This window comes from Dongshaea marina (assembly GCF_003072645.1).
GTDB classification, from domain to species: Bacteria; Pseudomonadota; Gammaproteobacteria; order Enterobacterales; family Aeromonadaceae; genus Dongshaea; species Dongshaea marina.
Window position 1 is genome coordinate 1,501,999 of the sequence record NZ_CP028897.1, and the last position, 25,612, is coordinate 1,527,610.

At 51.1% G+C, this 25,612-nt stretch carries 22 protein-coding genes and 2 pseudogenes; 20 read left to right on the forward strand and 4 right to left on the reverse strand.

Features of this window, described 5'->3' with window-relative positions; genetic code table 11:
* A complete protein-coding gene (locus DB847_RS07380) occupies positions 1-849 on the reverse strand; it encodes a FliM/FliN family flagellar motor switch protein (protein ID WP_108650097.1) in 849 nt (282 codons plus the stop codon).
* Between the two features lie 702 nt (positions 850-1,551).
* Between DB847_RS07380 and DB847_RS07385 the strand changes: the two genes are divergently transcribed.
* The 9 genes and pseudogenes from DB847_RS07385 (at position 1,552) to DB847_RS07425 (ending at position 9,413) form a co-directional block, all read left to right on the forward strand.
* Positions 1,552-2,421 (forward strand): MotY family protein, encoded by an 870-nt coding sequence (locus tag DB847_RS07385; protein WP_108650098.1) that lies wholly within the window; start codon positions 1,552-1,554, stop codon positions 2,419-2,421.
* A gap of 2 nt (positions 2,422-2,423) precedes the next feature.
* Positions 2,424-3,839: a sigma-54-dependent transcriptional regulator gene (locus tag DB847_RS07390; RefSeq protein ID WP_108650099.1), complete on the forward strand. Its 1,416-nt coding sequence runs from the start codon at positions 2,424-2,426 to the stop codon at positions 3,837-3,839.
* Between the two features lie 48 nt (positions 3,840-3,887).
* Positions 3,888-4,211, forward strand: a complete 324-nt coding sequence (gene fliE, locus DB847_RS07395; RefSeq protein WP_108650100.1) for a flagellar hook-basal body complex protein FliE — start codon at positions 3,888-3,890, stop codon at positions 4,209-4,211.
* Between the two features lie 8 nt (positions 4,212-4,219).
* On the forward strand, positions 4,220-5,884 hold the full coding sequence (fliF, locus tag DB847_RS07400) for a flagellar basal-body MS-ring/collar protein FliF (protein ID WP_108650101.1): 1,665 nt from the start codon (positions 4,220-4,222) through the stop codon (positions 5,882-5,884).
* A 108-nt stretch (positions 5,885-5,992) separates the two neighbouring features.
* Positions 5,993-6,160 (forward strand): annotated as a pseudogene (locus DB847_RS26580) (hypothetical protein); the annotation flags it as partial.
* A gap of 149 nt (positions 6,161-6,309) precedes the next feature.
* Positions 6,310-6,915 (forward strand): FliG C-terminal domain-containing protein, encoded by a 606-nt coding sequence (locus DB847_RS25475; RefSeq protein ID WP_234418602.1) that lies wholly within the window; start codon positions 6,310-6,312, stop codon positions 6,913-6,915.
* Between the two features lie 11 nt (positions 6,916-6,926).
* Positions 6,927-7,640: a FliH/SctL family protein gene (locus DB847_RS07415; protein WP_108650103.1), complete on the forward strand. Its 714-nt coding sequence runs from the start codon at positions 6,927-6,929 to the stop codon at positions 7,638-7,640.
* On the forward strand, positions 7,633-8,982 hold the full coding sequence (gene fliI / locus DB847_RS07420; RefSeq protein WP_108650104.1) for a flagellar protein export ATPase FliI: 1,350 nt from the start codon (positions 7,633-7,635) through the stop codon (positions 8,980-8,982). Before DB847_RS07415 ends, fliI begins: the two co-directional genes overlap by 8 nt.
* Positions 8,979-9,413 (forward strand): flagellar FliJ family protein, encoded by a 435-nt coding sequence (locus tag DB847_RS07425; protein WP_108650105.1) that lies wholly within the window; start codon positions 8,979-8,981, stop codon positions 9,411-9,413. The genes fliI and DB847_RS07425 overlap by 4 nt, the downstream gene beginning before the upstream one ends.
* Before the next feature lie 179 nt (positions 9,414-9,592).
* On the opposite strand, the gene DB847_RS07430 is transcribed toward DB847_RS07425, so the two are convergent.
* Together DB847_RS07430 and DB847_RS07435 are read right to left on the reverse strand one after the other, a co-directional pair.
* A complete protein-coding gene (locus tag DB847_RS07430) occupies positions 9,593-10,093 on the reverse strand; it encodes a hypothetical protein (protein WP_108650106.1) in 501 nt (166 codons plus the stop codon).
* A 437-nt stretch (positions 10,094-10,530) separates the two neighbouring features.
* Entirely contained in the window at positions 10,531-10,836 is a 306-nt protein-coding gene (locus DB847_RS07435) for a DUF411 domain-containing protein (RefSeq protein ID WP_108650107.1), read from the reverse strand.
* 1,222 nt (positions 10,837-12,058) lie between these two features.
* Between DB847_RS07435 and DB847_RS07440 the strand changes: the two genes are divergently transcribed.
* The 11 genes and pseudogenes from DB847_RS07440 (at position 12,059) to DB847_RS07485 (ending at position 24,547) form a co-directional block, all read left to right on the forward strand.
* The gene (locus DB847_RS07440; protein ID WP_108650108.1) at positions 12,059-12,535 is read left to right on the forward strand and encodes a hypothetical protein; all 477 of its coding nucleotides are present in this window, start codon (positions 12,059-12,061) and stop codon (positions 12,533-12,535) included.
* 71 nt (positions 12,536-12,606) lie between these two features.
* A complete protein-coding gene (locus tag DB847_RS07445) occupies positions 12,607-13,491 on the forward strand; it encodes an IS982 family transposase (protein ID WP_108649402.1) in 885 nt (294 codons plus the stop codon).
* Positions 13,492-13,529: 38 nt separating this feature from the next.
* The gene (locus tag DB847_RS07450) at positions 13,530-14,660 is read left to right on the forward strand and encodes a sensor histidine kinase (protein ID WP_108650109.1); all 1,131 of its coding nucleotides are present in this window, start codon (positions 13,530-13,532) and stop codon (positions 14,658-14,660) included.
* 113 nt (positions 14,661-14,773) lie between these two features.
* Positions 14,774-15,757, forward strand: coding sequence for an ABC transporter substrate-binding protein (locus DB847_RS07455; RefSeq protein ID WP_159084449.1), 984 nt, complete (start codon positions 14,774-14,776; stop codon positions 15,755-15,757).
* Between the two features lie 65 nt (positions 15,758-15,822).
* Positions 15,823-16,917, forward strand: coding sequence for an ABC transporter substrate-binding protein (locus DB847_RS07460; RefSeq protein WP_108650111.1), 1,095 nt, complete (start codon positions 15,823-15,825; stop codon positions 16,915-16,917).
* Between the two features lie 493 nt (positions 16,918-17,410).
* Positions 17,411-18,957 (forward strand): annotated as a pseudogene (istA, locus tag DB847_RS07465) (IS21 family transposase).
* A gap of 9 nt (positions 18,958-18,966) precedes the next feature.
* Positions 18,967-19,722, forward strand: coding sequence for an IS21-like element helper ATPase IstB (gene istB, locus DB847_RS07470; protein ID WP_108649424.1), 756 nt, complete (start codon positions 18,967-18,969; stop codon positions 19,720-19,722).
* A 140-nt stretch (positions 19,723-19,862) separates the two neighbouring features.
* A complete protein-coding gene (locus DB847_RS24290) occupies positions 19,863-20,009 on the forward strand; it encodes a hypothetical protein (RefSeq protein WP_159084450.1) in 147 nt (48 codons plus the stop codon).
* Positions 20,010-20,238: 229 nt separating this feature from the next.
* Positions 20,239-21,591: an anaerobic C4-dicarboxylate transporter DcuC gene (gene dcuC / locus DB847_RS07475; RefSeq protein ID WP_108650112.1), complete on the forward strand. Its 1,353-nt coding sequence runs from the start codon at positions 20,239-20,241 to the stop codon at positions 21,589-21,591.
* Positions 21,592-21,721: 130 nt separating this feature from the next.
* Complete coding sequence (locus DB847_RS07480; RefSeq protein ID WP_108650113.1) at positions 21,722-22,855, forward strand: M20 family metallopeptidase; 1,134 nt, start codon at positions 21,722-21,724, stop codon at positions 22,853-22,855.
* Positions 22,856-23,230: 375 nt separating this feature from the next.
* Positions 23,231-24,547 carry a dicarboxylate/amino acid:cation symporter gene (locus DB847_RS07485; protein ID WP_108650114.1) on the forward strand — a complete coding sequence of 439 codons (1,317 nt, stop codon included), beginning with the start codon at positions 23,231-23,233 and terminating at the stop codon, positions 24,545-24,547.
* Positions 24,548-24,647: 100 nt separating this feature from the next.
* On the opposite strand, the gene DB847_RS07490 is transcribed toward DB847_RS07485, so the two are convergent.
* A complete protein-coding gene (locus DB847_RS07490; protein WP_108650115.1) occupies positions 24,648-25,514 on the reverse strand; it encodes a substrate-binding periplasmic protein in 867 nt (288 codons plus the stop codon).
* Between the last annotated feature and the right edge of the window lie 98 nt (positions 25,515-25,612).

Sequence of the window (25,612 nt, forward strand, 5' to 3'; positions counted from 1 at the left end):
TTATCCATCATTGAGTGTTTCGGTAACCTGCAGCGCCTGACGACCTGCATCTGTGACGACCCTGGCTTTAAACAGGGGGGTTTGGTGGCAGTAAACATCGACCTGTCCGGGAGCATCGGTGACAATCAGATCGCCCTCTTTCAGATTGGAAAGCTCCGACAGATTCAGTTTTTTTTGCAGTAGCACAGAGGTTAAGCGAAATGGGATCTGCTGTAGCTGCTCAGAGTGCTGTTGCTGAATTGAATGATCGCTTTGAGGGAGTGGGGACGGCTCTAGCAGGCTTGCAGGCCAATACAGGATTATTGAGCTGCTGCATCCTTCCATCTCTATCTGTAGCCGACTCTGATAGTAGTAGCCCGGATGGAGGCTATTCTCATCGGTCAGGAGCAACTTCCGGTCAGACCATGGGGGGCTAAGTGACTCGATGGCATTGAGTAGTTGGCTGAAGATTCGCTGCGCCAGACGAATTTCGGTTTGGCTCATCTCCCGCTTGGTTTGCTGAGTTAGCCCTGCGCCTCCAAAAAATATTTCAGCCAACTCCTGCAGCGATTGATTGGAGATCGCGATACCACCGAATGATTTATGAACGGGATCACAAAATATTCGAAAAAAGTAATCTTTTTCCGATATAAATAAAGAATCACAGGGCAGAGCTTCATGAAAGATCTTGATCTCTTTCTTAAAAAGGTTATAAAAGATCGTTTGAGCTTTAAGTGATAGTTTTACGCTAAGTTTTTCAATATCTGCGAAACCCTGAGGGTACTTCTCCCCGGGGTTACATAGATCCAGAGTCCGAAACTGCTTATCTGCCTGACGGAGGAGCTTTGCGTAAGCTATTCTCGAGGTCACACTTATTATTTCCTGTATAGTCGATTAAACAGCCATAAAGTAATGGTTATTTTCATAGCCGAAATAGGCTTTAAGGGCCTATTAAGCGCATGATAGATAAACATTTAGCCACATTTTTTGATGCGGCTCGAAGTTTCATCGGCAGCAAACATTTCTCTATTCAGCCATTCATGAGAGCTCTTGCGTGGAGCTGATATTTTAATGGCAAGAGAGTTTGAACTAAGCGGGTGCCTGTTAAGGCGCATCATAATAAACGAAGAGTTGTCGCAGGTAAAGGGGGGAGTAGATGGAGTCATCATGGATATTCACGTTTCAACGGGGAGATGATTTTTGTGAGCTGTTGTATAAAATTAACAATAAAATACTCCTGTTGTACTCTCTTTTCTGTGTTCGGCTTGCTCTATGGCACGAATATCAAGGGAGTATAAGGCCTTTGAAGTTGATTTATCCCTGATGCTATTGATATTTTTTGTCGTGACTGATACCTTTCCCTTTCACCTGAAGGATTCGAACGAATATTGTACAAGGATGGCTGGTTCTGCGCTGCTAAATAGGGCGTTGGCCCCTGTTGTGTGATATCTGGTTTGTGGCTAAATACCTATCATTAATATTGATTATCATTAGCGATCATGATGAGAAGTTTAGTCATGCCTGACTTTGATTTTTGAAAGGTTCATAACCTGGTAGCAGAGGATACTGATTGTGAACTCATTGAATAGCTATGAGCCAATGATAAAAAAACTCTCTGTCTTGCTACTTTTATTTGCCTCTCAGCTTTGCTATGGCGGCCAGTTCAATATTTCAATGGATGAGGTGCAGTGGGATTATCAGGGTTCGGTATTTTCCTGCTTCTTGTCGATGAACTATCCAAACTTGGGTGAGATCTCATTTCAGCGAAAAGCTGGTGATCCGCTATCGTTGGATATTAGCTCGGGTTATCTAAACAAGCCGAGTCAAATATTTGTGTCTAAAATATCCGCACCATGGAACCCTAAACGATTATTTCCGGAGATTGGCTACTCGACGATTAAAACCGCACCGGGGAAGCTAATTCGAATTGAGCAGGGAGCCGAATCACTTTTAAAAGGGATGGCTCTTGGAAGCTGGTACAAAATTCGACTTCCTCAGGAAGATGAGTCTCTGAGTCTTATTCTGAGCCCGATCCATTTCCTTCCTTCAGCACAGAAGTTCTCTCGCTGCCTGACCCGATTGTTGCCTGAGGGATATTCTCAGTTACAGAGCTCAACACTTTATTTTCGATCGGCGATGAGTGGTCTTTCGCCTGAGCAGAAAAAAAAGCTTGGAGTGATAGGGCGCTATGTGACCGCTGATCCCGGGATCGTAGCGGTTTTGGTGGACGGTTATGCGGATGCTACGGGGCAGAGGCTGGCGAATCTGCAACTGTCCCGGGTCCGGGCCGAACATGTGGAGGAGGAGCTGTTGCTGGCCGGTGTTAAGCCAGGGTTGTTGCAGGTCAGAGCCCATGGTGAGCGCGATAGCATCGACTCTGTGAGGGGCTCAGAGAGTAACCGTCGGGTGGTGGTGCGACTTGTCAAGAAACCGGTGGGGTAAAGATGGCCTTTGCACAGGGTAAACAGCTTTTACTGATTGAGCCCCATCAGGGGCAGGGGCGCTCATATAGAGAGGCCCTGAAACAGGCGGGATATGATTGCCTGTGGGAGCGCAGCTTCTCCTGCATCGAGGCGGATGACGCGTTTTCTCCGGCCCTGGTCCTGTGCTCTTTATCGGGAATGGACTCCGATTGTGCCCGGCAGTTTGCCACTCTGCGTCAGCGCTTTCCGGGGGCGCGTTTTCTGGTGTTGATCCATTTCTCAGATGTCGGATTGGCAGCTCAGGCGATGCATCTTGGAGCTGAAGATTTTCTGCTTTGTCCGATGAGTAAAGATCTATTTATTGAGCAAGTGAATCGCCAGTTTACCCGGGAGCCGTGTGCTGACAGTGTGATTGCTCATGCCTGGCAGAGCAGACGGGTACTTCAGTTGGCCCAACGGGTAGCCAGAACTCAGGCGACCGTGCTGATTTGTGCCGAGAGTGGCTCGGGAAAAGAGGTTTTGGCACGGTATATCCACCAAAGCTCTGGGCGAAGCACTGCCCCTTTTGTCGCGATCAATTGCGCGGCAATTCCTGAAAGCATGCTTGAGTCTTTGTTGTTTGGCCATGAAAAAGGCGCTTACACCGGGGCATTGAGTGCCCGGGCCGGTAAGTTCGAGCAGGCTCAGGGGGGAACACTTTTTCTGGATGAGATTGCGGAGCTCCCCCTGGGATTACAGGCTAAGCTGTTGCGGGTCCTTCAGGAGCGAGAGGTCGAGCGTTTGGGCGGGCGCCGCGCCATGGCGCTGGATATTCGATTGATCGCCGCGACCAATCAGGATCTGAAGAGAAAAGTTGCTTTGGGCGAGTTTCGTGAAGATCTCTACTACCGGCTCGATGTATTCCCTCTGACCTGGGAGCCGCTGCGAGAGCGGCGTGCCGATATTGGCCCCCTGGCTGAGTTTTTTATTGAACGATACGCCCGCCAGATGGGGATCACGGCGAGCGTTCGTCTGACCAGCAGTGCTCGTCGGTTGCTGACAGCTCATGGTTGGCCCGGCAATGTGCGGGAGCTGGAGAATGTGATCCAACGAAGCTTAATTCTCTGTGATGGCGAGGTGATTGAGGCTGAGGATCTGATGCTTCCCATTGATCCTTCCTCAGGAGATATCCCGGAGAGCTTTGATGCGCAGATTGGGCTTACCCGGTTACCCCAGAGACCAGAGATCTCTGAATCTGCAAGCCCGCCACTTTCCTCTGCACGGGTATCCCTTGAGTTTCAACATGTCATTGATGTCCTGAGACGTTTTGATGGACACAGAACCAAGGCCGCAGCAGAGCTCGGGGTTACCACCCGGGCGCTGCGCTATAAGTTGGCCAAGATGAAACAGCAGGGGATCGACATCAATGATCTCATCGCTGTACCAGCTCTTTCCTGAGGGAGAGATGTTCATGAACTATTGTTTCACTGATTCAAGGAGCTCTCTATGAGTGATTCCAATCTGTCATTTGATCCTTTGCGCTCCCAGCTTCAAAGCCTGCAGCTTGAGCTTAATTCTCCCCTGGATTCGTCCCGGCCCGTGGCCGGAACTCCCTCATTTAGTGGTGTGATGCAGCAGGCGATCCAGCAGATCGACTCTCAGCAACAGTCTGCAGAGCAGAAGATGAATGCTGTTGATTTGGGGCAGAGTCATGACTTGATGGGAGCCATGCTGGCTTCGCAGAAGGCAAGCCTATCCTTCATGGCGCTGATCCAGGTGCGCAACAAAGCGGTAAGCGCCTATAACGAAGTGATGCAGATGCCTGTTTAGAGGATCCTATGGCAAAGAGATTGGTACAGCAGCTTCTATCGGGAGAGGGAAAGCTCAGGGGAGTGCCATTGGATTGGCTCAGGCAGGCAAGGGTGCAGTTGGGGATCATGATCCTGACATCGGCCCTGGTTGCTCTGTTACTGGTGATCTGGTTATGGAGCCAGAGTGTTAGTTATGTTCCCCTGTATGGAGCACACCAGCCGGTGAGTGAAAGCCAGATCCTCAGTGTTCTGGATAAAACCGGGATTGGCTATCGGATCGATCCGCAAACCGGTCGGGTATTGGTGGACAGCTCGATGCTTGCCCGTGCCCGGATCAAACTGGCAGCAGCGGGTGTAAAAGCAAAAATGCCCCAGGGACTGGAGATCCTCAATAAGTCCCAGGAGATAGGGGCGACTCAGTTTGTGGAGGGGATCCGCTATCGGCACGCCCTTGAGGGGGAGCTGGCACGCTCCATCATGTCATTGCAGCCGGTCTCCTACGCCATTGTCCACCTTGGGATCCCAAGAGAGAATCAGTTTGTTGGTCGTGCGGATGGTCATCCCAAGGCTGCAGTACTGGTGGAGTTAAAGGGCGGCGAGAGCCTAAATCCGGAGCAGGTCGAGGCGATCATTAATCTGGTTTCCGGCGCCGTGCCGGATCTCAAGGCGCAAAATGTATCTGTTGAGGATCAGTTTGGCCATGTGCTCAGTGCCGGTCTCAATCATTCCGGACAGGTGATGGGTCAGGCAAACAGTAAACTTGGTTATGTCGCCTCTTTGCAGCAGCGCTACATCGAACAAATTAGCCAGATCTTACGTCCGGTGTTAGGCGCAAATAATTTTCAGGTTCAGGTTGATGCCAGTGTTAACTTTGATGCTCTGGAGCAGATGTCTGAACAGTATGAACCCAATAAAAAAGAGATCAGCAGTGAATATATCGAGCTGGATCAGAGCGTTGATGGAGCGCGGGCGATCGGGGTGCCGGGCTCTTTGAGCAATCGCCCGGCACGAACCAGCAAGCAGTCGGATAACACGGGAGGGAATCGGCACACCCAGACCAAGCGTCAATATGCTCTGGGGAGGACGGTGAGTAAGCTGAGCCGTGAACCCGGTGAGGTGAGCCGTTTGTCGGTGGCGGTCCTGGTTAACTCTCAGGCTTTGGGGAGCCCGGCGAACCCTAAGGAGAAGCGTGCGGTTGATGCAAAGGATCTGAAAAAGCTCAGGCAGCTGGTATCAAGCTCGGTGGGACTGGATCCCAAGCGGGGAGATGCCCTGACTATTGAGGCTTTGCCATTTCAGCACCAGGCACCCCTGGCGTTTCAGGATCATAGTCGTTGGTGGCAGGATCCCATGCTGATCTACTACCTCAAGTATGGGATCGCAGGCTTACTGGCCCTGGTGTTGCTGGTGATCCTGGGAGGGCCACTGGCACGGGCCATGTTGGGACAGCGCCGCGTCATGGAGCAAGCGTTACCGGCAGGCGTCGATCCGGCCCGTCCGGGAGATTCAACGATGGACAGTTATGGAGCCTCGGCTCAGACTGTGGCGAGCCAGGGGCCGAGGTTTAGTGAACTTGCTCCTTTGGATAACAGCTTGGATGGCAGGTTAAGACAACTTAAGGGGCTGGCGGAAGATGATCCAGCGCGGGCGGCTCAGGTGATCCGGCAGTGGATGAAAGAAAATGGCCAATGAAGTAAATCAGATACAGGATCTGCGGATCACCCAAGCCCCCAGCTTACACCGGGTGTTGACGGTGCGGCTGTGTTGCTGCTCAGCCTCGGGGAGGAGTGTACGGCCGAGGTGTTCAAACACCTGGAGCAGGAGGAGCTTCACCAGCTCAGTGCCGCCATGGCGCGGGCTGATGGGATCTCCCAGGAGCGAGTCAATGAGGCGGTCGAGCAGTTTTACCTGGACTATCAGGAGCAGAGCGGGGTTAGCCTGCAGACGCGCAGTTATCTGCAAAAATCTCTTGGGCTGGCACTGGGAGAGCCACTGGCAGAGCATGTGATGAGCAGTCTGTACCAGGGGGATATCGCCCAGAGTTTGATGCGATTGAACTGGATTGAGTCTGGCACTCTGGTGCGTTTATTAGAACCTGAGCACCCCAGTTGCAGGCTGTGGTGCTGGCAAGCCTCACCGAAGAGAAGGGGCAGCAGGTTCTGTCACTGCTTCCGGAACATTCTCACGAAGATCTCTTGTATCGTCTGGCGAATCTTAAGGAGCTCCAGCCTCAAACCCTCCAGGAGCTGGAGCGGGTGCTGGAGCTGTTTGTCGATGGGCTGGATAGCTCTCAGGCCTACCCTCTCAATGGCCTGGATAAGGCGGCAGCCCTATTGGGCAGGATGGACTCAGAGCGCAGTCACTCGGTTCTGGAGCAATTGCGTGTTGCCAATGGTGAACTGGCAGAGCAGCTGGCAGATGCCATGCTGACCTTTGAGCTGCTCCTCAATCAAAGTGATGTAACCCTGAGGCGACTGCTGGATGAGGTGCCACAGGACCTGATGGTTAAGGCCCTCAAGGGAGCCGATGATGAGCAGCTGAAAAGACTCTATCGCAGCCTGCCGAATCGGGCTGCGCAATATCTCGCTGAGGCCCTGGAGATCCAGGGGGCGACCCGACGCAGTGTGGTCGAGAGTGCTCAGCGTGAGGTTTTGAGCACTTTACGCCAGCTGGCTGATAGCGGTGAGATCGAGCTCGATCTCTATCAGGAAGTGATGCTCTAGCCGGGGGAAAGATGAAAAAAGACACGGTCATTATCTCGGGCTGTCAGCATTCCTGTCGCCCCTTTGCCTTTCCGGAAACGGTTGAGTCTCCTTTGTCTGAGGCTCCTGATGAGCTTCGGGAGTCGCCAGCCAGCGAAGTCTCAGGCTTTGAGGAGGGCTATCAGCAGGGGCTCATGCAGGGGGCTGAGGAAGCGCGTCAGCGCGGCTATCAGGAGGGGTTTGAAAAGGGTGAATCCCGGGGATTTGAACAGGGTCATGAGCAGGGGGCACGCCAGGGAGTTGAATGCGGGCGTCAGCAGCTGAGCAGCCTCCTTGAGAGCGTACAGCTCCTGCAGGATCAACTCAGACATCTTCAGCAAGCCCGCCAGCATCAGCATGAAGCTCAGTTGTGCGAGTTGATAGAGAGGGTGGTGAGGCAGATCCTGGGAAGGGAGTTGACCGAGCAGCCCGAGCAGATCCTGTCTCTCATCCACCAGACCCTGGAGCAGCTCCCACAGCCACATCAGGGGGTAAGGATACAGATGAACCCTCAGGATCTGTTGCTGCTGCAACAGAGTTATCCCCGGGAGGTGGAGGGGTGGCAGCTCTGTGAAGATACTTCGATTGAACCCGGGGGCTGCATCGTCCAAACCCGTCATGCCGAGGGAGATGCCCGGTTGGAGCGACGTATCGAAGAGTGTATGAGCCGGGTTCGGGAGGTGGTGATGAGGGCTGCCAATGAGTGAGCATGAGCTATCGGCTCGCTTGCAACTTGCCTCCCGGGAGCTTTGCGATATTCCACAGGCCCGTCTCTACGGGCGTCTGACCCGGGCTGTAGGACTTGCCCTGGAGGCGGTTGGCTGCGATCTTGCTGTCGGTCATAGTTGCTGGATAGAGCGTCAGGATGGGAGCCGCATCGAGGCTGAGGTGGTGGGCTTTAGCGGCCAAACCTTTTACCTGATGCCACTGGTTCGGGCCCAGGGAGTTCGTCCCGGAGACCGGGTCCTTCCCAGACCGGGAGATGGCAGGGTAACCCTGTGTCCGCAGATGCTCGGAAGGGTGATCAATGGACTGGGGGAGCCCATCGATGGTAAGGGAGCTCTGGGGACGGGGGAGCAGGTTAGCCTGCATACGGACCCAATTAACCCTATGCTGCGTCGTCCCATAGAGCAGCCGCTGGAGGTTGGGGTGCGGGTCATCGATGGCATGCTCAGTGTCGGCAAGGGGCAGCGGATCGGCATGTTTGCAGGCTCGGGTGTGGGTAAGAGTGTGCTACTAGGGATGCTCACCCGTAATACCAGGGCCGATATCACAGTGGTGGGATTGATCGGTGAACGGGGACGGGAGGTCCGGGAGTTTATCGAGCGCTCACTGGGAGAGGAGGGATTGGCAAACTCTGTCGTGATCGCCGCCCCGGCAGATGATTCCCCCGTGATGCGGCTGCGTGCCGCCGATCTCACTCACAGGGTGGCGGAGTATTATCGGGACAGGGGGCAGGATGTGCTCTTACTGATGGACTCCCTGACCCGTTATTCGATGGCTCAGCGCGAGATAGCGCTGGCGATTGGTGAGCCTCCTGCAACCAAAGGATACCCGCCATCGGTGTTTAGCATGTTACCCCGTTTGGTTGAGCGTGCCGGAAATGGTATCGATGAAAGCGGTTCGATCACCGCTTTCTATACGGTTTTAGCCGAGGGTGACGATCAGCAGGATCCCATCGCCGATTCGGCCCGGGCGATCCTTGATGGCCATGTGGTGCTCAGCCGGGCACTGGCAGAGTCCGGTCACTATCCCGCCATCGATCTCGAGCAGTCGATCAGCCGGGTCATGCCTAATCTGGTGAGTGCACAGCAGCTTGAGCAGGTTCATACCTACAAGCGGCTCTATTCGCGCTATCGCCAGGCCGCCGATCTGATTGGCATGGGAGGATACCAGCCGGGAGCGGATCCCGAGCTGGATCGTGCTGTGAAGATGCAGCAGCCGATTGCCAGCTTTCTGCGCCAGGGCGTGAGTGAAAGCTCCAGCATGGACCAGACCCGTGAGCAGATGGATCGGCTGCAACAGTTGTGTGATGGGGCCGGGGCTTGAAACGCAAGCTTCAAACTCTTCGGCAATGGGCCCAGCTGCAACAACTGAAATTCGACCAGGCGCGCCAGAGCGAAGTGGCGGCGCGGGCGCAGCTGGAGCAGGCCAGGGGGACCCTGGTACAGCTTCAGGAGTATCATCAGGAATATGCCCTCAGACCCGGGCGCTGTAACACCCTGACCCTGAATAATAACCAGCTGTTTCGTGAGCGGCTGCAGCAGGCGATTGACCATCAGCATGGGGTGGTCGGGGAGAAAGAGATCGCCCATCACAGTGCCCAGGCGGAGTTACATGCTAACTACCGCAAGCATAAGTCGGCTGCGGAGTTTTATGCCCGGCAACAGCGGATCTGGCGACAGTTCTGTGACAGGCAGGAGCTCAAGCAGCTTGATGAGATGGCGCAGCAAAGTTATGCCAGGTACCAAGAGAAATAAGTTCTGAGATCTTAGAAATGGGGTTTCATTGCCCCATCTTCTATCTGTGCCGAAATTTGGCATGAAAGATTAGGGGCTATCTTCAGTGATACAGTTGGCTTCTCGCTGGTTTTTTATTCGTTTAGCGTAATAGGAGAAGCAACTTATCTTTAGGGCTTGGTTAGTTTTAACTTTTAGATCTATTTCCAGTAGGAATCTACTTTTGCACAGCCAGTATTACCATCGATATGCCAGCAACTTCTTTTCTTGGGTTCACTCCAGTTAGAGATATAGGCATGGCTTCCATATACATATTCAGGGTTTCCCGGTACATATACCTTACTAGTTTTCATGACTTTTCCATCATTTTGCCATAATTCAAAATGAATATTATTTATGCCAGCCTTACCACAACCACCGTCTCCGCTAGGGTCATTCGGGCCCCCCACAGAAACTTGAGTTGAGCCAACAGCAGGGTCAACCCACCACTGATGAGCTTTTGGACTAGTGGTTACATCACCATTGCAGATCATTTTGACATATAGGGTAATAAGGTTGATTGAGTTATCAGGATTCCCATCATTAAATTGACACTGGCCATGGTGACTATCTGAAAATGACTTGCAATAGATTGTATATTTATCTGCATGAGCCGTTGAAAATATAAAAATAGCTATTAAGAAAAGTATGATTCTCTTCATGTTTACTCCCTGAATGCTCACATTGTATATTAAATGGTATTTATTTTTATTGTGAGAAGGGATGTTAGATTATTTCTTATAAAAAGTCCCGCTATATTTTCAAAAATAGCCTTGTAGTATTTAATTAATTGCATGAGTGAGTTTTCTTTTGTTCAATCAATAAGATGGAGTTTTTTTGATATTATATTCTAATGTTTTCTTCTCTGTCTTTTATCATTACCTTAGAAGGGGCATCCAGGTGCTTGGCTCTTGCTATCAGAAATAGATGCTCTGTATTATCGAGGCATGGGATACGCTGTGGAAGTTGCCAATTGGTTCCATGACTTGGATTTGCTGCTAAGATTAAAAGTGTGAGTTTTTATGATGTAAGCTCACGTCGGGGCTCAGGTTTCAATCCTCCCTGAGCCCCACCTTCTCGTACCCCTAAGATCCTGTCGCTACTCTTTGAAAGCCTTGATCTCCCCCTGTTTGGTGAAACTCCAGACCGCAGGTGTTGCAGGAGCTCCTCCCATTCCAGGGCTCCCCGCTGGCATTCCGGGCACCGCGATGCCAGCGATATCTGGCTTGTCCCTGAGTAATTTCTTGATAAATTGCACCGGGACATGCCCCTCTACGATATAACCATCAACGATGGCAGTGTGGCAGGAACTAAGCTTCCGGGGGACTTTCATCTGGCTCAGCATCTGGTTGAGCGCTTTGTATGAGAGATCGTGCTCAGTCACTTTAAATCCGTTCTCTTTCATGTAGGTAGACCACCCACGACAACAGCCTCAGGTCGGGTCTTTATACACATCGACCGTTTGAGATGCCAAGGTTGCAAATGACCAGACGAACAACAGCGTACCGATAAATATTTGCTTCATACCAAGCTCCTTGTTAATCCATGTTCAGACCAGGTACTCCAGCTAATTTTGTGCATGGAGTCATTTCAGCTTAATCCTTCCACCGGCTGGAAGGTCAAGGAGTGATGGCGAGCTGCTCGCTTGTGCCTTTGGCACAGATGCCGCTGCCGATCGGCTGCGGGTTAAGGAGAGCGCGCCTCCCTCCTTAACAATCCTCCTGCGCCCCGGATCTCGCTGAATTCTCTTCATTTTTATTCTGCGGATAGACTATTACTGCTACGCAGTATTTGCCGGGGTGCCGGCAGCACATTACTTTTGTTCCGCCAAAAGTAATCAAAAGCTCACTCCGAACGATGGGTCCAACCATCGACCTGCGTGGCTTGGCATCCTGCCTCGAGAAGAAACAAAAATAACTTCCGCGTTTTCACCCAATGCTCGATCACGGGGAACAATAAACCCGTTCTACGATTTGGCTTTTTTATGGTTGGTTATTTCTGGTAGTAGAGCTGGAGAGTCTGCCCTGGGACTGCTTGTTTGTGCCTTTGGCACAGGCGTCCGGCCGCGGATTGCGGGTTAAGGAGAGAACGCCTCCCTCCTTAACAATCCTCCAGTGCCCCGGATCTCGCTGAATTCTCTTCATTTTTATCCTGCGGATAGACTATTACTGCTACGCAGTATTTGCCGGTGTGCCGGCAGCACATTACTTTTGTGCCGCCAAAAGTAATCAAAAGCTCACTCCGCACGATGGGTTCAACCATCGACCTGCGTGGCTCGGCATCCTGCCTCGAGAAGAAACAAAAATAACTTCCGCGTTTTCACCCAATGCTCGCTCACGGGGAACAATAAAACCCGTTCTACGATTTGGATTTTTTATGGTTGGTTACTGCTGATAGTAGAGCTGGAGTGTCTGCCCTGGGACTGCTTGTTTGTGCCTTTGGCACAGATGTCGCTGCCGAGTGGCGGCGGGCAAAAGACAGTTCTCGGGCATCGAGCCCTTATTCAGTACAGCCCTGCTATGTTTAAGTAGAGATATATAACTCAATCTGAAGAACAGGGAAGTTCGTATGTGGTACGCACTCCACCATAAGAGTGGTAGCAAGGTGATGTCTGCGGAGGATAAACGATGATCCTCAGGCTATTCAGACATAAAGATCCCCTGTCACAAAAGCTGCTGGTATGGATTCTGGCTCTGAGCTTTTTTTTCGCTTTTTTGGCTACTGTGGCACAGCTTTATACCGATTACCGTGAGTCACGAAGTGTACTGGATCACTCACTCAATGAGGTCTCAGTCGTTACACTCCCCTCTATTAATGTAGCGATGTGGAATATGGATGGTAAGGTCCTCAAAAGTATACTCGGGGGAGTGATCACTCAACCCAATATCGAATATATTGAGATCCGCGACAGCTATAATCACCTTTTCCTGGAGCTGGGAACATCTGCAGTTATCAATGCCATCCATCGGCACTACCCTATTATCCATACCAAAAAAGATGGCCAACAGGTCAAGATTGGGCAGCTCAACATCACCGCCAGCCTGACAGGGATCTATAAGCAGCTACTATCCAAGCTGGTCATAATTAACCTGAGCTGCGCATAAGAGGGGAACTAAAAGCCCAAGCTGCGATCTGATCGTTTGTCCAGAACCATCAATCGCCAAGGAGCTTGGGCATGATCAATTTAGAAGCTATTTTCGTTGATGTCGATGATTTCTGTCAGGTCTTTCTACCCGCTTGGCAAAAACAGCAGATCTCCTTAGGTGTGAAGCAGCGGAACAGACCCTCTCGCCTGGCTGTCAGTGAAGTGATGACCATCGTCATCGCATTCCATCGCTTGGGATTCCGAGACTTTAAATCCTATTATCTTCAGTTCGTATGTAAGTACTGGAAAAGCGAGTTCCCCGGCCTGGTGAGTTACACCCGGATGTTGAAATTGATGCAAACGACCCTTGTCCCTTTGTGCTCCTATTTCACCCACAGACAAGCAAAACCTACTGGGATTGCATTCGTCGACTCAACAAAACTTCAGGTTTGCCATAACCTTCGCATCCCTCGACATCAAGTATTTCAAGGTGCTGCCAAGCGTGGCAAAGGAACCATGGGGTGGTTTTATGGATTTAAATTGCACCTTATCATCAATGATCAAGGTGGTGTTATCTCGGTCAAATTAACCCCAGCCAATGTTGATGACAGAACTCCTCTTCCTGAAATGTGCGAGCAGCTCTGGGGTTCACTCTATGGAGATAAAGGCTATATTTCAGGACCACTTGCAGAAGAGCTGGCAGACCAAGGGGTCACATTAATTACCAGCATCAGGAAGAATATGAAACCAAAGTTGATGCGGCTATGGGATAAGCTGATGCTTCGCAAACGCTTCATCATTGAAACCGTCTTTGATCAGCTGAAGAACATCTCTCAGATAGAACACTCACGGCATCGTAGCTGCGTCAGCTTTATGGTGAATCTCCTTGCTGGCCTCATTGCATATACCTTCCAGGAAAAGAAGCCGAGCATCCGAATGTCTCGGCTTGAAAAGGAAGCGCTTATGCAGATCTGAGGTTAATTATCATTACTCAAACCGTCAAAACGTTTTTTATGTCTCTATGCATCCTGCTTCTAATCGATTGGATGGTGATCCGTTATCTTAAAAAATTATCAGACTGGGCGTTCAGAGTCCGGCTCGATGATTTCTGTCTGCCACTGGACATCAACCGCTCCCATAAAGGAAGAAGAGATGCCTTAGATATCCTGGTGATGGGAATTCAGAAGATGCAGAGCAGGCTGTCACAAACTATGGAGGAGAAAAACAGAGCCGAGATGGAAGTACGCGAGTGGAACAAGAAACTGGAGAAGCTTGTCGAGGAAAGAACCAAAGAGCTGAATGACTCACTAAAAAGTCTGAAAAAAACTCAGAAGCAGCTGGTTGAAAACGAAAAAATGGCAGCACTGGGTCAGTTAACTGCTGGCGTTGCTCACGAGATCAATACCCCCTTGGGGATCAGTGTTTCTGCCAATACCCTATTGTCCGAAAGCATCGAGGAGCTTGAGGAGCACATTCATTCCAATAACATCAAGCGATCTCAGCTGGATAAAATTATCAACACCAGCCAGGAAGCTTCTAAGATGCTAACGCTTAATCTCTCACGGGCAGCACAGCTGATCCAAAGCTTCAAGCGTATCTCAGTTGATGAGTCATCCGAGATTGAATGTATTTTCAATGTCCACAATTATCTGCAAGATATCATGGTGAGTGTCTCTCCTCTCATAAAGCAGTATCCGGAGCCGATAGCCCTCCATTTTGAGTGTGAGCAGAGAATTAACATCCACTCATGTCCAGGCTCTCTGGCACAGATAATCACTAACTTGGTTTCCAACAGTATTCAGCATGGTTTTAACGATGTAGATTGGGGGGGCCGCTCACCGGAAATAACAATTAAGGCAACCCTATCTGAGCATAATGAGCTCGTTCTGGATTATCATGACAATGGGCGTGGGTTGAATCCATCTGATGCAGAGCGGGTGTTCGAGCCCTTCTATACCACAGCTCGGGGTCAGGGAAGTTCCGGCTTAGGCATGAGTATCCTGTATAACCAGGTCACTCATAAATTAAAAGGACGGGTCGAGTTAGACTTACAGTGTGCAGATGGCTTCCATCTGATTCTTTTCATCCCCTCTCTGAAACCCTGCGCGGATCCCGAACCCCATCCACCGGAGCAGAGGATATAGATATGCTTATCGGCCCGATAACGAAGCCTAAACATTTCCATTATCTTCTACTGCTCTTTATGAGCTTTATTTGCTCTCCGACTCTTACAGCCAGTGAAAAACCGGCCATTTTGGTGATTCACAGCTGGCACGATATTCTCTGGGATCGTCTGTGGGAGAAAGGACTTGAGGACCAACTGGGAGACAGGTACAAGCTGATCCGTTTTGACCTTGATGCGATGCGAAGCTCCCCTGAGCAGCTTAAGCAACACGCCGAACAAGCCTGGGAGCTATATAAGAGCAGTAAGCCCAAACTGGTTATTCTGGGGGATGATGCTGCGCTCAAGGAGATGGGAGTGCGCTTTGCGTATCAGGTTCCGGTTGTCTATCTTGGGATCAACCACAACCCACGGACCCTGGTCAATGATAACCTGCCCAGCAATATCACCGGAGTGATGGAAAGACCCATCTATCTGCGTGCCCTGCACCTTCTTGTGAGAGTCTTACCTCCAGGGACCCAAAAGGTACTGTTTCTCCACGAGTCAGCATTTAGCTCAGATAATATAGTCACCGATCTAACCAAGGTCTTTAAGGATACAAACAGTGTCAAAATTGGAGATATCCGAATCGATCTGAAAATCGCACCAACCTGGGAAACTTGGCAACAGGCGGTTTTAGATTCCAAGTCAAATGGCTATCAGGCGATCTTTTTTGATTCACGTTATCTGCTTCGTGACAAAACAGGCCGTTATGTGGAGCCCGAGCCCGGGGTGATCCGCTGGATGGCAAAACACTCACCGGTTCCAATCTTCAACTTCTATGAGGACTCAATTGGTCCAGGGTTATCAACCGGGGGCTGGGTACTTTCGGGGATCAACCTTGGAGTCGCCGCTGCTAAGATGGTTAAAAAAATCCTGGATGAGCACATCCCACCTGAAAAAATAAAACCCATCTATTACAACGAAGGTGAGTATATATTTAGTCGAACCCAGCTCAAGCGATGGGGACTGACACTGCCACCGGATATCGCTAAGGAAGCAACTTATACAGAGGATCTACATCAGCTGTACCGGTTTAACTGTGACAATTATAAGGAGTCGCTCTGTTTCGATGAATAACCAAGATCACGAGATGGATACTTGTGAATGACAAATTCACATCATGATTTATTGGAGAATAAAATATGATGATTTATAGATTGCTGCATAGAAAACTATTTCTCAGTTTTCTGCTCCTAGCCCTGAGCACACTGTTTACTCCGGCTCTTCAGGCTGCAGAAAAGCCAAACATCCTGGTGATCCACAGCTGGCACGATATTCTCTGGGATCGCTTATGGGAGAAGGGACTTGAGGATCAATTAGGGGATAAATACAACCTGATCCGTATCGACCTTGATGCGATGCGCAGCAGCCCTGAGCAACTCAAACAGCATGCCGATGAAGCCTGGAAGCTTTATGAGAGTAAAAATCCAAAGCTGGTTATTTTGGGAGATGATGTTGCACTTAAAGTGATGGCGATGCGTTTTGCAAATACTGTTCCTGTGGTGTATCTGGGGATCAATAATAACCCACGTAAACTTATCGGCCAGAATTTGCCAACCAATTTCACCGGTGTTCTGGAAAGACCTATCTATATTCGGGCCATGAAAAATATCGCAAAAATCTTACCTGCTGGTACCCAAAAAATATTGGTACTCAATGACTCTCCAGTTAAGGGAACCGCTGTAGTTACCAACCTGGGTAAAGCCTTTGCGGGTAAAGAGTCGATCAAGATGGGCAAGGCTACGGCTGTACTCAAGGTTGCCACAACCTGGGAAGCATGGCAGAAAGCTGTTTTATCTGCCAAAAAAGATGGATATGACGCAATTCTATTTGACTCTCGCTACATCTTGCATGACAAAGATGGCAAATATGTAGAGCCAGAGCCTGGAGTGATTCGCTGGATGGCTAAACACTCCCCCGTTCCATTCTTCAACTTTTATGAAGACTCAATTGGCCCTGGGCTGTCAACCGGCGGGTGGGTCATCTCAGGAATTAATCACGGTAAGGCTGCTGCTGTGATAGTCAAAAAGATCCTTGATGACCATATTCCTCCCGAGAAAATCAAGAATGTATATTACAACGAAGGAGAGTATATCTTCAGTCGCACTCAGCTTAAAAAATGGGGACTGACGCTACCTCCGGCGATAGCCAAAGAAGCAACTTACACAGAGGATCTTCACGACCTGTATAAATTCGACTGTAAAAATTTTAAAGACTCTGTCTGCTTTGAAGAGTAAAGATACACACCAAGCAGAATAAAAAGTTTAGCAGGAGGGCTATAGCCCTCCTGCTTTTCAGTTACTCCTTGTCTGTATTGAAATCTTTTCTAAATTCAAACCTTTTATTAGCTAAGGCGACAAATCGATGACTGCTATAGCTTGAGTCTAATGTAATTATTAAGAGCTTATCTCTTCGAGGAAAGATGCCGAGAGGCGTAGCTCTGCGGAAGGGTGAAGTTGCTCCCAGAACAACGTAACGCGAGATAGGGTGTAATTGTGCGTTTTTTGGTCCATCGCGATCACCCAATAAGATCGATAGCGATCACTGAATAATATCGATCGCGATCGCTCAATAATATCGATGGCGATCACTTTTGAGTTTTATATTATTGGGTGATCGGCATGAATATTATGCAGTCCCGACCGAAATGTTATTCATTTCAACTCCCGTTTCGCAGGTGTTTTTTTAACCGGCTATGCTCTCTGTTTGACCTCGAGCGGAGAGCCAGCCATGCCAACGGTGCATATCACCATGCGAAAACTCAAAGAGATCCTCAGACTCAAGTACCAAGGCGGCCTGAGTCACCGCCAGATCGCAAGCAGCCTGTCTGTGTCTCCGTCGACTGTGTCCAATTACTGCAAAAGGGCCCAACAGATGGGGCTATGCCAATGGCCTCTGCCTGCTGAGTGGGATGAAGAGCGGCTGCGCCGTGAGTTCCTTGAGACCCGGATCACGGTTCGTCAGACACCTCCTCTGCCGGATTGGGCCGTGGCCCATCAGGAGCTCAGACGCAAAGGGATGACGCTACAACTCCTGTGGGAGGAGTATGCTGAGCGACATCCCAAGAACCACTACAGCTATAACCATTACTGCATGCGTTATCGTGAGTGGCGTAAATGCCAGTCTCCCTCAATGCGTCAGAGCCATAAAGCCGGTGAAAAACTGTTTGTTGATTACTGCGGTCCAACCGTGCCCATCGTGGATCCGAGGACTGGGGAGGAGCGTCGGGCTCAGATCTTTGTCGCTGTGATGGGTGCATCCAGCTACACCTACGCCGATGCAACCTTGAGTCAGGGGCTGGAAGACTGGGTGATGAGCCATAAACGGGCCTTCGAATTTCTGGGGGAGTACCAGAGATGATCGTTCCGGATAATCTCAAAAGCGGAGTCAGTAGAGCGTGTCGCTACGAGCCAGATCTCAATCCTACCTATCAGCAGCTGGCTGCACACTATGGTGTTGCAGTGCTTCCTGCCCGTCCTTACAAGCCCAAAGATAAAGCCAAGGCTGAGGTGGGCGTGCAGATCGTTGAGCGCTGGATCCTGGCAAAACTGCGCCATGAGACCTTCTTCAGTCTGGCTCAGCTAAACCAGCGGATCGGGGCTCTGCTCACCGAGTTGAACAATCGCCCGTTCAAGAAGCTGCCGGGAAGCCGTAAATCACAGTTTGAATTGCTAGACAAACCGGTGCTCAAATCGCTGCCTCAAAACCCCTATCAGTTCACCCGGGTGAAGGCGGTTCGGGTTCATATCGACTATCACATCGAGCTCGACAAGCACTACTACTCGGTTCCCTATACCCTGCTCAAACGCAAGCTTGAAGCGCATATCTGCGACAACCTGGTACGGATCTATCATGGTGGTCGCTGTGTCGCGACACATCCACGCAGCTATCAGCAGGGAGGGCAAACCACCCACCCCGATCATATGCCGGTCGCACACCAAAAGCAGATGCAATGGACCCCGGGACGCTTTCTGAACTGGGCTCAGGAGATAGGCCCCTCCACGCTTGCGGTGATCAAACAGCTGCTCTACCGAAAGTCCCACCCGGAGCTTGGATATCGGGCCAGCCTTGGGATCCTCAACCTGGAAAAGCGATATGGACGCCCCCGCTTAGAAGCGGCCTGCCAGCGAGCAGACCGAACGGGCGTTTACTATCAGAAAGGGATCCGCTCCATCCTGGAAAAGGGGCTGGATGGCCAGCCACTGCCCGAAACTCAGCCGGATCGTCTGGCGGAGCTCACTCACCTCAATATCCGTGGCTCAGGCTACTATCACTAAGGATCAAAGATGACAGAACAACTCAAACAGCAACTTCGGGAGCTGAAACTAAGTGGTATCCGGGATGCCCTGGAAAGGCAACATCAGCAACCCGGGCACTACCAGGAACTCGGGTTCGAAGAGCGACTCAGCCTGCTGCTGGAGCAGGAGCTGACGGATCGGTCTCAGCGGCGGATCGAGCGCCTTATCAAGCAGGCCCGATTCCGGCTGCAGGCAAATCTGGAGCAACTGGATTATCGAAGTGATCGCGGCTTGCATAGAGCCCAGATCCGCTCACTGGCAGAGGGATACTGGCTTAGCCTGGGGCAGACTCTGATCCTGACCGGGGCGACCGGGTGCGGGAAAACCTATCTGGCCTGCGCCCTGGGCCATCACTTCTGTCTGCAGGGACTCGGGGTTCGCTACTTCCGGTTTAAAGAGCTGCTGGAGCAACTGCAGCTGGCTCAGGCTGATGGCAGCTATCGAAAGCTGATGGTTCAGTTGAGAAACACGCCGCTTCTGATCCTCGATGACTGGGGACTGGAGTCGCTGAATGCGCTTCAGCGTAGCGATCTACTGGAGTTAATCGATGCTCGCCATGGTCACGGAGCCACACTGATCGGCAGCCAGCTTCCGCTGGAGCACTGGCACACAATGATCGGTGAATCAACCCATGCGGATGCGATCCTGGATCGTCTGGTTCATGGAGCGATCCGTGTAGAATTATGCGGAGAATCGATGAGAAAAATCACCGCAGAGTTGACGGATGCCGATCACTCAGGGTAAAAAATAACCCAGTCTGTGAGACGGGATGTTGAGGTGATCGACATCATATTATTCGGTGATCGCCATCGCGATAATACGCAGTAATTGCTTTTTAGCAATGAAACGGGAGGCAGGATGCCGAGCTGGGAGGATGGCCACGGATGGTTATCGTCGAGCTGGGGAAATTTATCAGGGATGATAAATACATCACGCGTAGAGAGCTTTTGGTTACTTTTCTCGGCAGAAAAGTCACTCACCCGCCCGGTGACTCGGGTTATGCGGTGAAGCTGCAAATCATTCGTCCGTAGGACTATAAAACATGGGGAGGGTGACATTTCGAATACATCTCCTCCCACCTTTTAAAGATCTAAATAAAAATAATTCGCATTTTAATTTAAGAATAATGGATACGCTTAATAATCCTCTGTGTTAAGTGATCTTAATCCCGTGATAAGAGATTTGTATGAGCGCTTTTAAAGGCCCTGTGGTAATTTATTCGGCCTTATGAATCATGCTGTCATTTGAAAGGAAGTTTTAATGTTAGTTTTATTGATCGGCGTCGTGGTGATCGCCGTGGTCGGGAGGGCGATATTTAAAGGATATTCCGCCACCGGCATGCTGTTAAGCGGTGGTGTTGTCCTGCTGGCGATTACCGCGCTGATGGGCAAGGATGTGTTACCCGCGAGCGTTACCTCAACCGGCAGCCGAATAACGGATATCTTTGAGTACATCAAGTTCCTGTTATCCAGCCGCGGCGGCGGCCTGGGTATGATGATCATGGTGCTGTGCGGGTTTGCGGCCTATATGACCAAGATCGGTGCCAATGATATGGTGGTTAAGATGGCCTCCAAGCCTCTGAAATATATCAAATCACCCTATATCCTGATGGTTGCGGTTTATTTTATTGCCTGCCTGATGTCTCTGGCGGTGTCATCGGCCACCGGCCTCGGAGTGTTGTTGATGGCAACCCTGTTCCCGCTGATGGTTAATATGGGGATCAGCCGGGAAGCGGCGGCAGCGATCTGTGCCTCGCCGGCAGCGATTATTCTTTCCCCGACCTCAGGTGATGTGGTGGTGGCAGCGGCATCCTCCGGGATGGAGCTCATCGATTTTGCCTTTAAGCTGACCCTGCCTATCTCCATCATGGCGATCGTCTGCATGGCGATTGCTCACTTCTTCTGGCAGCGCTATCTGGATAAGAAAGAGGGGATTATCCATGAGCGACTCGACGTGAGTGAGCTGGAGGTCAATGCGCCGAAGTTTTACTGTGTTTTGCCCTTTTTCCCGATTGTCGGGGTGCTGCTGTTTAACGGCTCCATTTTTCCAAAGCTGCAGATCATTACCATTTTGGTGATCTGTCTCTTTATCACGGCGATTATTGAGTTGATTCGCCACCGCGACTCCACCTCGGTATTTGATGGTCTGGATGTGGTATACCGGGGGATGGCTGATGCCTTTGCCACTGTAGTGATGCTACTGGTTGCAGCCGGGGTATTCGCCCAGGGCCTTAAGTCGGTGGGCTTTATCAATAATCTGCTGGATCTGGCGAGCTCGGCGGGCTCTGCCGGGATCATCATGATGCTGCTACTGGTGGTGATCACCACCTTGGCGGCGATCACGACCGGCTCCGGCAACGCGCCTTTCTATGCCTTTGTCGAGTTGATCCCAAGCCTTGCGGCCAAGATGGGGATTAACCCAGCTTACTTGGTGATCCCCATGCTACAGGCCTCGAATCTGGGACGAACCATCTCGCCGGTTTCCGGTGTGGTGGTCGCCTGTTCCGGGATGGCCAAGATCTCTCCCTTTGAAGTGGTGAAACGAACCCTGGTCCCCGTACTGGTAGGTTTGTTGGTGGTGATTATCGCAACCCAGGTGATGATCCCAACCTAAGTTATCACCAAGATCCGGCCCGCCTTGCTTGCGGGCCTTTTCATTTTAGGCCCGGGGTGGCCTACTGATCCTGATCATCCTCAGCGCACAGCCCGGGAACTTACATCTAAATAAGGTAAAGGAGCACCCGATGGAGCAAGGTCTTGAGCTCAATCGCTATCTTAAGCAGTTAGAACAACTGGTGAATATCGACTGTGGCAGCCACAGTCCTGAAGGGATCGCCCAGGTGGCGAACCTGTTAACCCCGCTTTTTGAGGAGCTGGGCTTTGCGGTCACCCGCCACCAGTTTGATGACAAGGCGGGCCCCTGTCTTGAGATCACCAACAAGCCCGGGGCCACCGAGTATGATGTGATGCTGTGTGGCCACATGGACACTGTGTTTCCCGAGGGAACCGTTGCCAGCCGGCCGATGACGACCGATGCAAAGAAGGCCTATGGTCCCGGGGTCAGCGATATGAAGTCCGGGATCCTGAGTGCCTGGTATGCTCTTAGCTCCCTGAGCGAGACCGAGCGCGAGCGTTTGTCGATCGTCATCACCCTTAACTGTGACGAGGAGATAGGCTCAGTCTATTCCAGAAATTGGCTGGAGGGGATCGCTCGTAAGAGCCGTCAGGTGTTGGTGTGTGAGGCCGCCCGTGCTTGCGGAAACCTCATTCGTTCGCGCAAGGGTAACGCGAAATACGAGCTGGAGTTTCACGGGGTTGCCTCCCATGCGGGCAGTGCACTGGCCGAAGGGGTTTCTGCCATCTATGAACTGGCGCAGTGGTCACTGGCGATCAAAGAGATGGTTAACCTTGAAACCGGCACCACCCTTAATGTGGGGGTGATTGAGGGGGGCGTTGCGGTTAATGTGGTGCCCGAGTATGCAAAGGCGATCGTCGATCTGCGTTTTTGGGATACCGATGAGGCCGATGTGATTCACCAGCGGCTGCAAAAGATGGCCGAGACTCCGTTCGAGAAAGGAGCCCGGGTGAGGGTCAATCGCCTGGCATTCAAGCCCTCGATGCGTCCGACCTCAGATACCCAGAGCTTGATTGCACTGGTGAGTGACGAGGCCGACAAGCTTGGGCTCAGCTATGGCTGGGAGGATGCCGGTGGTGGCTCGGATGGTAACTTCACCGCGGCGATCGGTACCCCGACCCTGGATGGTTTCGGCCCGTTGGGCGCAGGGTTTCACAGTGATAAGGAGTACCTGATTCTTGACTCGATTGAGCCACGGATCATTTTGCTGGCCAATGTGCTGCGACGCTTATCGGCGAGCTAGAGCATTTTCCCAACCGAAAGGGGAGGCTCGATTGCTCCCCTTTTACTTCGGCTCGTTCCTAAATGTCCATAAAAACCCCTAGGATCTGGTCTACCCCTGAAATTTTTTTAAGCGCTGAAATCAGCCTCTGAAATGCTCGCTCATTGTGAATAGGCATCCCTGTTCAACCCCCGCCATTCCTGAATATCTAAGCTTTCATTACCCGGGATAAGTGAATAAATAATCAATAGTTTCCGAAGAAAAAAGGACTCAGTTGTGTTGCATTTATGTGACAAATTATTTGTCGAGGCTATCGGTTTCGTGATAAACCTTTTTGTTTTCGGCGAGAAGTGATCGGCTGCTCGGTCGCTTCCGTGGTCAACAAGGAGCAATATAATGGAGCTAAAACAGGGGCAGGGCGACCTGACCAAGCGGATCCTATTTGGCATGATTGCCGGTATTGTTGTTGGAATCGGCTTGCGCTATCTGTGGCCGGACAACCTCTATGTTGAGAACTATCTGACCGAGGGCGTGTTCAACATAGGTGGTAAAATATTCATCGCCAGTTTGAAGATGCTGGTGGTTCCCCTGGTGTTTGTCTCTTTGGTATGTGGTACCAGTAGCCTCAAAGATACTCGCAGTTTGGGACGGATGGGGGGCAAGACTCTGGCCTTTTACCTGACTACCACGGCGATCGCGGTAGCCCTGGCGATTATGGTGGCGCTGCTGATCCAGCCCGGAAGTGGCATTCACCTGACCTCCAATGCGGTGTTTAATGTAAAGCAGGCACCGACCCTCTCCGATGTATTGATTGATATTGTTCCCACCAACCCCTTTAAGGCGTTCACCGAAGCCAAGATGTTGCAGATCATACTGTTTGCCATCCTGTTTGGTATCGCCATCTCGCTGTGTGGTAAGTCTGGCGAGCGGATCTCCAGCCTGTTTAATGATCTCAACAAAGTCATAATGAAGCTTTTGATGATGCTGATGTATATCGCTCCTTACGGTGTGTTCTGCCTGCTGGCCAAGCTCTTTTATGGCATCGGCTTTGAGGCGATCTCCAGCCTGGCACTCTATTTTGCGACCGTGATCCTGGTGTTGCTGCTGCAAGGACTTGGAACCTACCCGATTTTGCTCAAGCTGCTATCCGGGTTGAGCCCAAGGATCTTCCTTAAAAAGATGCGCGACGTGGTGATGTTTGCCTTCTCGACCGCCTCTTCCGGGGCCACCATTCCCGTCTCGTTAAATACTGTGATGAATAAGATGGGGGTCAAAAACCAGGTAGCTTCCTTTACCGTGCCGCTGGGGGCGACGGTGAATATGGATGGAACCGCCATCATGCAGGGGGTGGCGACCGTATTTATCGCCACCGTGTATGGGGTCGATCTGCATCTCGGGGATTATCTGATGGTGATCCTGACGGCGACACTGGCCTCTGTTGGAACCGCAGGGGTTCCCGGAGCGGGTCTCATCATGCTGGCGATGGTATTGCAGCAGGTCGGTCTGCCGGTAGAGGGGATCGCACTGATCATTGGGGTGGATCGTCTGCTGGATATGACCCGTACCGCGGTCAATGTGACCGGGGACTGTATGGTCACCTGTGTGGTCGCCAAGTCTGAAAAGCAGATGGATCTGGCGGTATTTCAGGATGAGTCCCATATCGATACCCAGGTGGATGAGGTGACCCGAATTGAGACTTCACCTGTGAAATAACTCTTCTATTCACCTTCGCTTTTAATACAAAAGCTCCGCACTCGGCGGAGCTTTTTTGATCCAGGTCTGTGAAGAGTTAAGGGCGGGGGACTGAATGAGACTAAAGGCCTGAGCCGCCAGGCAGGTACTTTTTGAAGATCTTTTCTGCGGTGCCATTTTCCTTAAGTTTGACCAGGGCGTGATTGATCCGGGTGGATAGCTCATAGGCGCGTGGGGACGTTTTAGAGATCATAAGGTAAAAGGTGAAGGACTTGATCCCGGGTACCAGGGCACTCTTGATTGAGTCCGGGATCGGATGCTCCATGATGGCGTGGCTGCCGTAGACAGGCTCTACCGAGCTCAGGAAAAAGTCATATCTGTTTTGCTCGAGCAGCTTAAAGGCCTGGCTATTATTCTTGACCGGGGTGTGAATTTTTCTGGTAACACCGGCTTCAATAAAGGGGCTGTAGTTATAGCCTGAGATCCCAAACAAGCGATACTGGTTGAGATCCCTGACATTATGGATAGGTACCCGCCCGGAGAATTTCTTGGCGGAGTAAAAAATCCCAGAATGGGTTTTATAGAGAGGGTGGGAGAAATAATAGAATTGATGGCGCTGTTGATTGAAACTGCCGTTGATCACTACCTCATATTTTTTGGAGACATCAAAGCTCTCTACCTCTTTGAGGCAGCGCTTCCAGGGGATGAGATCAATTTTGAACTCAAGATTGATCTCCTTGAACACCTCTTCCATCAGCTCGACCGTTGCCCCGCTGAGCTTCTCTTTGTCTATCTTGCCAGCATCTCTTTGGTAATAGGTGTAGGGGGGCCACTCGGCATTATCATCACAGATTCGCACCAGGCTTGCCTGGCTTAGTTGTGGGAGCAAGATGAACAGGAGTGCGATTGTCAGGAGCGGGGGAAAGCTCTGTGATGCTGTTATCGATGCTCTCTTCATCGATAGCCCCGGACGCTGGTGATTACCCATGAAGCATGGCCTATGCTGGGTTGCTTTTTAGTCAGTATAGCTCAGAGGTAAGGCTTCCTTTGGGGACTTCCTGGTGGGTCGGGGGATGTTTCTTCATC

Bases quoted from the DNA above. Each gene is read 5' to 3' on its own strand.
- DB847_RS07445 (WP_108649402.1), top strand. From the start codon at position 12,607: ATGATCAATTTAGAAGCTATTTTCGTTGATGTCGATGATTTCTGTCAG.
- DB847_RS07435 (WP_108650107.1), bottom strand. From the start codon at position 10,836: ATGAAAGAGAACGGATTTAAAGTGACTGAGCACGATCTCTCATACAAA.
- DB847_RS07485 (WP_108650114.1), top strand. From the start codon at position 23,231: ATGGAGCTAAAACAGGGGCAGGGCGACCTGACCAAGCGGATCCTATTT.
- fliF (WP_108650101.1), top strand. From the start codon at position 4,220: ATGGCAAAGAGATTGGTACAGCAGCTTCTATCGGGAGAGGGAAAGCTC.
- fliE (WP_108650100.1), top strand. From the start codon at position 3,888: ATGAGTGATTCCAATCTGTCATTTGATCCTTTGCGCTCCCAGCTTCAA.
- istB (WP_108649424.1), top strand. From the start codon at position 18,967: ATGACAGAACAACTCAAACAGCAACTTCGGGAGCTGAAACTAAGTGGT.
- DB847_RS07450 (WP_108650109.1), top strand. From the start codon at position 13,530: ATGTCTCTATGCATCCTGCTTCTAATCGATTGGATGGTGATCCGTTAT.
- DB847_RS07460 (WP_108650111.1), top strand. From the start codon at position 15,823: ATGATGATTTATAGATTGCTGCATAGAAAACTATTTCTCAGTTTTCTG.
- fliI (WP_108650104.1), top strand. From the start codon at position 7,633: ATGAGTGAGCATGAGCTATCGGCTCGCTTGCAACTTGCCTCCCGGGAG.
- dcuC (WP_108650112.1), top strand. From the start codon at position 20,239: ATGTTAGTTTTATTGATCGGCGTCGTGGTGATCGCCGTGGTCGGGAGG.
- DB847_RS07430 (WP_108650106.1), bottom strand. From the start codon at position 10,093: ATGAAGAGAATCATACTTTTCTTAATAGCTATTTTTATATTTTCAACG.
- DB847_RS07415 (WP_108650103.1), top strand. From the start codon at position 6,927: ATGAAAAAAGACACGGTCATTATCTCGGGCTGTCAGCATTCCTGTCGC.
- DB847_RS07390 (WP_108650099.1), top strand. From the start codon at position 2,424: ATGGCCTTTGCACAGGGTAAACAGCTTTTACTGATTGAGCCCCATCAG.
- DB847_RS07480 (WP_108650113.1), top strand. From the start codon at position 21,722: ATGGAGCAAGGTCTTGAGCTCAATCGCTATCTTAAGCAGTTAGAACAA.
- DB847_RS24290 (WP_159084450.1), top strand. From the start codon at position 19,863: ATGGTTATCGTCGAGCTGGGGAAATTTATCAGGGATGATAAATACATC.
- DB847_RS07440 (WP_108650108.1), top strand. From the start codon at position 12,059: ATGATCCTCAGGCTATTCAGACATAAAGATCCCCTGTCACAAAAGCTG.
- DB847_RS07490 (WP_108650115.1), bottom strand. From the start codon at position 25,514: ATGGGTAATCACCAGCGTCCGGGGCTATCGATGAAGAGAGCATCGATA.